We start from the raw sequence: 6,672 nt of genomic DNA on the forward strand, positions 1-6,672 counted from the left end.
CAATTGCAAGTGTCATATCATGAATGAACTCTAATGTGAAATCTTCATTAAAGACTCCACGAATTCCATTTGTTCCAAAAAATTTTGCCACAGTATTATGCAATAATAGATAAATTTGTGTTTAATGATTACCGAAATTAGTAACACTCCTAAGCTCCCCTGTTTCATATTAGATTATTGAGTATCATTGAAGCAAAAAATCTTGAATTCCATAGAAATCAAGCATGATTTAGCCAATTGAGGATATTGAGAACATTATTCTTTTATAATCCCAATGTAATTGAAAAGTAAAACGGCAAATGTTTGTCAACAATTTGATCCTAAAGTAATTAATATTCCAAAAACAGAGCGAGATTATGTCATTTGGGGAAGTAGATACACTGAACATGCTCTTTGACAAACTACAGAGTTTGTTTGATGAGTCTCAAGGATACTATGAATCATTTCTAGATACAAATAACATGTACAAAAAAGGACAACTTAGTGACAAAGAATTCTTTCAAAAATTAGGTGATTATACTGTTGCATATTCTGCATTAGAATTTTTAGCAATCAAAGTAATCTTTGAATTAAAAAAATCTATAGGGACTGGTTCTGGAAATACTCAATCTCCTGGTTTGATGCCTGGAATGGGTCAACCTGGAATGATGGCAGGTGGAATGGGACAGCCACCAAGAGCTGGAACTGCACAAAATCCAATAGGGGGAGGCCCACCTGGAATTGTATCTGCAAAAGAAGCATTTGGAGATGTTGGAACATTGCCATCTCCTGATCCAGCTTTAATGCCAAGACAAACAATGCCACCACAAAGTGGAAATGGATGTTCTTCATGTGGTGCTCCACTTAGAGCCGGTGCAAAGTTTTGTACAAAGTGTGGCGCTAAAGCATAAAACTAGTAATCAAAGTAATTTTCTTATTCTTGTGTTGTTCCACATTCGGGACAGAATTTTGCAGTGGCAGAAAGACTAGTGCCACATTCAGAACAAAACTTTCCACTTGAAATTTGTTCATTGTATGCATTTCCAACAAGAGCTGAACTTTTTACTGCACCTGATGGCACATATGTTTCATCATCGATTAAGACCGGTTCAAAGTCTTGCTCTACCAAATATGTCATCATTCTTGGAATTCCTTTCCCTTCGTTTTTTGGATCTGGAACTGAATCTCCTAACCAAAAAGCAAATCTCATTAGAGTTAATTCTGGTGTAGAGAATGCTAGAGTGTGCTTTGACATGTAATCTTGCGCAGCTTTTTTCCCGTCAAAACCTTCCATATTGATTCTATTTTTTTATTTATGTATAATAGTTTCTGGAAAAGTGGACCGGGAGGGAATCGCACCCTCGACATCCTCGTTGCGAACGAGGCATTATACTCCTAAACCACCGGCCCCAGAATATCTCTTTTTAGTTGTTCTTTTATTCATTTTCTCAAGAAAGTTGACTAAATTCTATTTTCACAGAAGCAATCTACCCTAAAAATAGTCAATTAGATGTTTAATAGAAACTAAAAAAATCAGTAAAAAACTAATTAAAAATTATTTTAGGCACGAAATTCAATTTGAAATTACAAGATAGACTTATGGTATAGGAGTTATCAAGACTGTTCCAGAATGATTAGGTACAAAACTTATCATTACAATTTCTTTACCTATTAGATGATCTTGTGATTTTAAGTCCGTTGGTATTAATCCATTTACAGTAACCATCATTTTTTGTGTGACAAATTCACTTGGGATGTATAAGATAACATATTGAGGTTTATCTATTGAAAAAGAAATGATTCCAACTTCTTTTATAAATTTAAAATCAGAGATTTTAGCAGGACTTCTAATGTCAATATATTTAGAACCTTCAATGAATTGTGGCTGGAATTTTTCTCTATTGTCTTCAGTTAATGGAATTAATTCATATTTCTCCGAGTCTTGAATCTCTAATCTCAATCCCTCAATACAGTGATTCTTTGCATCTTCATCTTCAATTAGGCTACAGTAGTCTTTGCCTTTTTCAAAATCATGATTTGTAAAAAAAGCAAGTGTAGTTCCTGTAGACATAATACATTCAACAAAATCAGCTTTCTCTAATTGTTCTGAATCACAAAGATTAGAAATTACATTTTTAGAAATTCCGTCTCTTGTAAGAACATTATCTGTATATTGCATCATGACTCCTTTAACACATAAAATATTTTGATAAAAAGACATGTCACTGCATAATTCCAATGAAGAATTTAGATCGTCACCGAAATAATGGACAAATCCATGTCCCAAACCATGTACACAGTCTTGGTAGTTTGAAGAGCCTATCAAATCATCACATATTATTTGATGTGAATCTGGAAAAGATTTCCCTGATTCTTCAATATTGTGGAAGTAGGATGAGAGTACGCCATGAAAATAACCTCCTCTACACATTGTACCATCCATTCCTTGCAGACTTTTTATCACATCATTAGTCTCTTCATAAGCAACATGTCCAATTTGGTGAGATACAAAATGACAGTCATCTATTGCACCAATTTTTGATAATGCAATAGCCAAGTCTAATGCATCAGAGTTGTTCTGTTCATTTTCTGCTAAAATACCAAAAAATTCTGAATAGCAAACAAAACGTAATGTATTATCATTCATTCCAGCACAAGTTTCTATATTTTCAAAATATCTTTTAACCAAGTTTTCAGAAGTTGTTAATGGTGTTAAATCGTTAGAATCTAAGATTCCATCATTATCATCATCAATATCTTGAGAAGAACCAACTCCATCAAAATCAAAGTCAGCCCAATCCAGAGGATTAGTATCAAACTGATCAAGAGAGTCAGATACTCCATCATTATCATCATCTATATCACATGCATCTCCCACATCATCAAAATCAGAATCAGTTTGTTCCAAATTTGGATTTAGAGGACAATTGTCATTAGAATCTTCAACTCCGTCATTATCAAAATCTGCAAATGTTCTGATTTCAGACCATGTCAAAAATGATATGCAAAGAGAGATTCCTAGTAAGACAAGCAAAAGTTTAATTTTTTTACCAATGACAAAATTTGCCATAATGCTCCAACACATTGCTTCAGATATTTTAACACATGGTAGAAATTATTCGTGAATGTATGAAATTAACTCAAAGATAAGATTAAAGGCAAAGGAACTTTGTAAAAATATCCTAGTTAAATCAGAACTTTTATGAAAAAAAGAAGTGTTATTTGAGAATTTGAATCTGTTTTATGATTTCATTCATCTCAAATATCATTTTTTTCTGGGCTATGATATTCCTTGACTCTAAGAATTGTTTTTGGAGATCTGAAAGAGAGTCTTTAAGTTCGGTAATCTGTGTAGGCTTTGGTTCAAATGCAGTTCTAGTTATGGGAACTGATTGGTTTGAATCAATTTTAACTTTGGATATTTTTGCTGTACATCCATAGCATGGAGCTTCCATATCATTTTCATATCTTGGCAATTTTCCATTAATGTCAAAATTTGACTGAATGTCTTTTTGTGCAAGATTGTGTTTTATGTTGAGTTCACGCACAATGCTTTGCATTTCGATTTTTGACATCTTGGCATATTGAACATATTGTTTCATGGCATCAGAAAATGTTCCCCCTTGTTTTAGAACAGAGTCTTTTGCATCTCTAGCTAGAGTTATTTTTGTTTGCAGATAATCAAACTGATCCCAAAATATCTCATTGTTTGTGACATTGAGATTTGAAACGTATTTTGCAAATGCGTTTTTAGGAGAAAATCCTTCATAGGTTTTTTCCATTCTTTGGAGTTCTTGTTTGAGGGATTTTTGTGCAATCTCTCTTTGCTCCTTGATGAGTTCTTGTTGGGCATTACGTTTGTTTTCAATCTCTTTTGTCTGTAAAAATTGTTTTTTTGATAACTCTATTTTTGCAAGAATATCTTGTGAGATAGAATTGTTTAACTCATCCCCTTCAATTTTTTTAAAATCTGACTGTGCAAAAGCATTAGTACTAAAAACAGACATTACAATTACAGAAGCAATGATTGAGGCATACAGTAGTCTAGTCATTAAACAAACCATAGAGAAATTGCTTAAGAGGAATTCGTAGAAATCATTAGATTAAATCATCCTGACAATTTTAATACCTGTTTCCAAGTCAAAACTGGTTTTTCTGTATGAACTTAAGCATAATGTTTGTCTCAACGCATAATAGCCTCAATTTCATAAAATTTACAGATGACTTATGATACTGTAATCACTGACTCACATGTTATCCTTCCTCAGGGAATGGTTGAGAAAAATATCTTAATTGATGAAGGAAAAATTGTAGGATTTACAACTGATACACCTGCATGTGATCATAAAATCAATGGAGCAGGACTAGTTTCAGTTCCAGGACCAATTGACACTCATGTTCATTACGGAGTTTATTCTCCAATTAATGAAGCTGCAAAAACTGAGTCTCATGCTGCAGCAATAGGTGGTATTACTACAATGATGCGCATGTTAAGACTTGGAGATCCTTTCTCTAGTTCTTTACAGTCTCAACTTGATTCTGCATCTGAAAATCATTATGTTGATTATACAATACACGCTTCTGTCTTTACTACACAGCAAATCAATGAGATGAATCTGTGTGTTGAAAAGGGAATCACATCTTTTAAAATTTACATGAATCTTGGCGGTGAAGTTGGACATGTATACATGGATATGCCACCAAATTCCCAAAACCTTGTTGCAGCTCAAGTTGATGTTACAGATGAAATTGTCGAACAAACTGTAAAGACTGCAGCTGAGCTTGGTTGTCCTGTATTAGTTCATGCTGAAGACTATGAGTCATGTGGGTGTGGAATTAAAACCGCAAAAGAAAAACATCAAGATGGATTATCTGCATGGTCTTCTAGCCGTTCTCCTGAATTTGAAGCTAAAGCAATCAAAACAGTTTCAAAATTTGGCAGAGAATATGATTGTGTAATTTATTTTGTTCACATTGGTTCAGAACGTGCACTAAAACAAATTGAAGAAGAGAAAAAACTTGGAACAAAAATCTTTGTTGAAACATGTCCTCATTATCTGACGCTCTCTTATGAGAAACAATCTGGCTATCTTGCAAAGGTAATGCCTCCAATCAGGACAGAAAATGACCGAATGGCTGTATGGAATGCATTATCCAATAACAAAATTGACACAATAGGCACTGATCATGTTGCAAATCAACTCAAACTCAAATTAGGAGGAGATGATGTGTGGAGTGCCCTCGCTGGATTCCCTGGAATAGGTACGGTAATTCCTATTTTGCTTAATGATGGTGTTAATCAAAATAAAATAACCTTGGAACAATTTATACGATTTACCAGCCAAAACGCCGCTCAAATATTCGGGATGTACCCTCAAAAAGGAACATTGGAAAAAGATTCTGATGCAGATGTGGTCATGTTGGATTTGAGAAAAGAAAAAACTGTTACTTCAGATTTGTTTGGTAGCTTCTCTGATTATATTGTATATGAAGGAAGAAATCTAAAAGGATGGCCTGTAAAAACAATTGTTAGGGGAGAACTGGTAGCTGATAACTTTGAAGTGATTGGCAAACTTGGTCATGGTAAACTAGTTGAAAGAAAAATTAACTTGTTTTCAAAATAATTCACTTTGATTTTCACGATTACTTTTTAAGTGAAAAACTCTGATTGTTCATATTGCAACTAAAGTTTCTGTTTCTCTTAACTATGATTTTCACAATTACTATTAGTTCTACATATTTTGAAACTTCTTTTGCTCAAGAAATGTCTCCACATCAACAGTGGAAAAAATTTGCAGATCTTGATATGATCACTTGTAAACCTGGATATTTGTTGTTACAAAAAAATAATGGAAATCCTTCATGTGTTATGCCATCAACATATTTGAAATTAGTTGATAGAGGGTATGGCCATCACAATCAACAATTTTTGGAAAAACATCCTGAAATGATGAATAATCTAAAAGATGCGATAGCATCAAACAAGAATATGATGTTTCATTGGCATGAAATGATGCAAACTGATTCTACCCTGGTAAGTAATACAATGGCTGATTGGGTATCTCAAATGCATGGTAATCTTGATTTATTAAAAAATATGTTAGGTCCTATGACTAGTGATCCAGAATTACGTGAAAAAATGATTCAAATCATGAAAAATCACTCACATATGGAAATAATGATGAAACAGAATTCAAAATGGATGGATTCAGTCCATGATTCAATGATGGGTTCTGGAATGGGACAAGGAATGCATCATTCTCAATGTGCTTGGTGCCCTGATTATGATGAACATTCTATTTCACATTCAATGAATTCTGACAAAATTGATTCACACTTTATGGGGTTTTCAAATTCTGATAGAATGATGGATATGATGCATCACATGTGGATTAATCCTGAAATGGTTCAAGATATGCATACTATGATGCTTGAAGATCCTTCTCACATGGCAATGATGTCAAATCAATTGATGGAACCTATACTAAACGCAGTAATGGATGATCCAATGTTAAGAGATCAAATGATGGAATTAATGTTAGAACATCAAGATTTCATGAATACAATTAGACATGATAATCCTGAATCAGAAAACTAATCTAAAATCAAAAATGAAAACACACCAAGTGTTTTAATTATAAAAAAAGACATTAAACTAGATGGGAAAATTTCAAACTGAAAAAAATATCACAC

6 protein-coding genes and 1 tRNA gene are annotated in these 6,672 nt (G+C 33.4%); 3 read left to right on the forward strand and 4 right to left on the reverse strand.

Annotated features, from left to right (window positions below; genetic code table 11):
• The first annotated feature begins 356 nt into the window (after positions 1-356).
• Positions 357-890, forward strand: a complete 534-nt coding sequence (locus OEW78_RS09465) for a zinc ribbon domain-containing protein (protein WP_300327055.1) — start codon at positions 357-359, stop codon at positions 888-890.
• A gap of 23 nt (positions 891-913) precedes the next feature.
• On the opposite strand, the gene OEW78_RS09470 is transcribed toward OEW78_RS09465, so the two are convergent.
• From OEW78_RS09470 to OEW78_RS09485, 4 genes are all read right to left on the reverse strand, one after another.
• Entirely contained in the window at positions 914-1,273 is a 360-nt protein-coding gene (locus tag OEW78_RS09470) for a zinc-ribbon domain-containing protein (protein ID WP_300327056.1), read from the reverse strand.
• Positions 1,274-1,317: 44 nt separating this feature from the next.
• A tRNA-Ala gene (locus tag OEW78_RS09475) sits at positions 1,318-1,389 on the reverse strand.
• Between the two features lie 187 nt (positions 1,390-1,576).
• Positions 1,577-3,049, reverse strand: coding sequence for a thrombospondin type 3 repeat-containing protein (locus OEW78_RS09480; RefSeq protein ID WP_300327057.1), 1,473 nt, complete (start codon positions 3,047-3,049; stop codon positions 1,577-1,579).
• A 148-nt stretch (positions 3,050-3,197) separates the two neighbouring features.
• Positions 3,198-4,031: a hypothetical protein gene (locus OEW78_RS09485; RefSeq protein WP_300327058.1), complete on the reverse strand. Its 834-nt coding sequence runs from the start codon at positions 4,029-4,031 to the stop codon at positions 3,198-3,200.
• 168 nt (positions 4,032-4,199) lie between these two features.
• On the opposite strand from OEW78_RS09485, the gene OEW78_RS09490 reads away from it, so the two are divergent.
• Entirely contained in the window at positions 4,200-5,603 is a 1,404-nt protein-coding gene (locus OEW78_RS09490; RefSeq protein WP_300327059.1) for an amidohydrolase family protein, read from the forward strand.
• A 140-nt stretch (positions 5,604-5,743) separates the two neighbouring features.
• Entirely contained in the window at positions 5,744-6,577 is an 834-nt protein-coding gene (locus OEW78_RS09495) for a hypothetical protein (RefSeq protein ID WP_300327060.1), read from the forward strand.
• The last annotated feature ends 95 nt before the right edge of the window (positions 6,578-6,672 follow it).

The sequence above is a fragment of the Candidatus Nitrosopumilus sp. genome (assembly GCF_029882185.1).
Lineage (GTDB): Archaea > Thermoproteota > Nitrososphaeria > Nitrososphaerales > Nitrosopumilaceae > Nitrosopumilus.

Bases quoted from the DNA above. Each gene is read 5' to 3' on its own strand.
- OEW78_RS09465 (WP_300327055.1), top strand. From the start codon at position 357: ATGTCATTTGGGGAAGTAGATACACTGAACATGCTCTTTGACAAACTA.
- OEW78_RS09470 (WP_300327056.1), bottom strand. From the start codon at position 1,273: ATGGAAGGTTTTGACGGGAAAAAAGCTGCGCAAGATTACATGTCAAAG.
- OEW78_RS09480 (WP_300327057.1), bottom strand. From the start codon at position 3,049: ATGGCAAATTTTGTCATTGGTAAAAAAATTAAACTTTTGCTTGTCTTA.
- OEW78_RS09485 (WP_300327058.1), bottom strand. From the start codon at position 4,031: ATGACTAGACTACTGTATGCCTCAATCATTGCTTCTGTAATTGTAATG.
- OEW78_RS09490 (WP_300327059.1), top strand. From the start codon at position 4,200: ATGACTTATGATACTGTAATCACTGACTCACATGTTATCCTTCCTCAG.
- OEW78_RS09495 (WP_300327060.1), top strand. From the start codon at position 5,744: ATGTCTCCACATCAACAGTGGAAAAAATTTGCAGATCTTGATATGATC.